Here is a 2,617-nt window from a genome sequence, read left to right on the forward strand (position 1 = left end):
GACCACATCGGCGTGCAGGCCAGCTTCATCCTGCCGCTGCTGTGCTACGGCTACATCATTTTCTACGGACTGGTCGGCGCCCGCGCGCCGGCTGCCGGCACGCAGGGAGGCTGAGTCGAAAATGGGTTCCATCGTCTGCTTCGGCGAAATTTTGATCGATCTACTAGCGCAGCCGCCGTCCTCGGCCGATACCCCGCGCGCGTTCCTGCAGTACGCCGGAGGTGCACCGGCCAACGTCGCGGTGGCCGCCGCGCGGCTGGGCGCGAAGACCCAGTTCGTCGGCATGCTCGGCCGCGACATGTTCGGCGACTTCCTGGCGGAGAGCCTGAGCGAACACGGCGTCGGCACCGACTACATCGTGCGTACCGACGCGGCCAAAACAGCACTGGCCTTCGTTGCACTGGACGCGGGCGGCGAACGCAGCTTCAGCTTCTACCGTCCGCCTGCCGCCGACCTGCTGTTCCGTGACAGCGATTTCCAGGCGGGCTGCTTCGATGGCGCGCAGTGCTTCCATGTCTGTTCCAACAGCCTGACCGAAGCGGACATCGCCGAAGCGACGTTCGCCGGCATGGACCGCGCGCGCGCGGCCGGTGCGGTGGTCAGCCTGGATCTCAACCTGCGTCCGGCGCTGTGGCCGGCCGATGTCGACCCGACACCGCGCCTGTGGCAGGCGCTGGAACGCGCCGACCTGGTCAAGCTGTCGCGCGAGGAACTGGATTATCTGGCCGCCCCGCTGGGGGATGACGGCGAGGCGCTGGTGCTGCGTCGCCTGCTGGCCGCGCAGGCACGCTGGGTGATCATCACCGACGGCGCCGCCACGCTGCATTGGTATACCCGTGAAACGCAGGGCAAGGTCAGCAGTTTCCGCGTCGCCACCGTGGACACCACCGCTGCCGGTGATGCCTTCGTCGGCGGCGTGCTGGTTGGCCTGCTGGAGCGGGGTGGGGCAGGTGCGGGCTTTGCCGCGTTCTGCCAGGACCCGCAGGCGATCACCGCCACGCTGCGCTTCGGCGCCGCTGTTGGCGCAATGGCCGTGACCCGCAAGGGCGCGTTCGCTGCGATGCCCTCGTTCGATGAAGTGCAGCAGCTGCTGCAGGTACAGGATCTCCCCGCATGAGCACCTCGCCCGATTTCCGTTCCCCCGCGTTCCTGCGCGCCCACATCGCCGATACGATGGCGTTCTACCATCCGCGCTGCATCGATCCGAAGGGTGGCTTCTTCCACTACTTCCGTGACGACGGCAGCATCTACGATGCCAGCCATCGTCATCTGGTGAGCAGCACCCGCTTCGTCTTCAACTACGCCATGGCTTACCGCGAGTTCGGCAATGCCGAGTATCGCGATGCAGTCGAGCACGGCGTGCGCTACCTGCGGGAGGTTCACCGCAACCCGGCCACCGGCGGCTACGCTTGGACCCTGCGCGATGGCGTGGTCGAGGACGACATGAACCACTGCTACGGCGTGGCCTTCGTGCTGCTCGCCTACAGCTGTGCGTTGAAGGCAGGCATCGAAGAAGCCCGCACGTGGATGGACGAAACCTGGCAGCTGCTGCAGGCGCGCTTCTGGGAAGCCGAGCATGGCCTGTACAGGGACGAGGCCGACGGCCAGTGGAACTTCACCGGCTACCGCGGCCAGAACGCCAACATGCACATGTGCGAGGCGATGCTGGCCGCGTTCGAGGCCAGTGGCGAGCAGCGCTATGTCGAGCGCGCGCTGCAGCTGGCCGACAACATGACCCGCCGCCAGGCGGCAAAGGCCGGCGGTCTGGTCTGGGAACACTACGACGTCAACTGGAACATCGACTGGGACTACAACCTGGACGATCCCAAGCACCTGTTCCGGCCGTGGGGCTTCCAGCCGGGGCACCAGACCGAGTGGGCCAAGCTGCTGCTGATCCTGGACCGACACGTGCAGGCCGACTGGCTGGTGCCGACCGCGCAGCATCTGTTCGATGTGGCCGTGGAGCGCAGCTGGGACGAGGTGCGCGGCGGCCTGTACTACGGCTTCGCCCCGGAGTCCCGCCGGCAGCCGGGCATGGACGGCGCGCCGATCGGCGGCGACAGTTTCGTCTGCGACGACGACAAGTATTTCTGGGTGCAGGCCGAGACCCTGGCCACCGCCGCGCTGATGGCCGCACGCACCGGCGATGACCGCTATTGGCAGTGGTACGACCGTATCTGGGCGTACTCGTGGGAGCACTTCGTCGACCATCGATACGGCGCATGGTTCCGCATCCTCGACGCCGACAACCGCAAGTACAGCGATGAGAAGAGCCCGGCCGGCAAGGTGGATTACCACACCATGGGTGCGTGCTACGAAGTGCTGAACGTCGTGCGTTGAGTTCTGCCGCGCTGCGCGCTCGCCGGACGTGGTCCGGCGCTACCGTGGCGTGTGGCATTGGTAGCGCCGGGTCATGCCCGGCGGAAAAACAGGAGTATCACGTGCATCGCATTTCCAACGCTGTCCGTCTGCTGCTGTTGTTGATCGCCCTTGGCGCCTTCCCCGCAGGCGCCGCACCGCTGCAGGCGCAATGGGAGTTCCGGCTGCTGCCCGGCGACGCGCAGGGCGCGGCCCATCCTGGCCTGCAGCAGTGGCGCGCGGCCACGGTGCCAGGCAG

At 67.0% G+C, this 2,617-nt stretch carries 2 protein-coding genes; both read left to right on the forward strand.

Annotated elements, in window-relative coordinates; genetic code table 11:
* The first annotated feature begins 121 nt into the window (after positions 1–121).
* Positions 122–1,117 (forward strand): carbohydrate kinase family protein, encoded by a 996-nt coding sequence (locus AB4Y84_RS18895; protein WP_442243473.1) that lies wholly within the window; start codon positions 122–124, stop codon positions 1,115–1,117.
* Positions 1,114–2,340: an AGE family epimerase/isomerase gene (locus tag AB4Y84_RS18900; RefSeq protein WP_099842387.1), complete on the forward strand. Its 1,227-nt coding sequence runs from the start codon at positions 1,114–1,116 to the stop codon at positions 2,338–2,340. Before AB4Y84_RS18895 ends, AB4Y84_RS18900 begins: the two co-directional genes overlap by 4 nt.
* Positions 2,341–2,617 lie beyond the last annotated feature (277 nt).

Origin of the sequence: Stenotrophomonas sp. 2YAF22 (assembly GCF_052114665.1) — a bacterium.
Taxonomy (GTDB): Bacteria; Pseudomonadota; Gammaproteobacteria; order Xanthomonadales; family Xanthomonadaceae; genus Stenotrophomonas; species Stenotrophomonas indicatrix.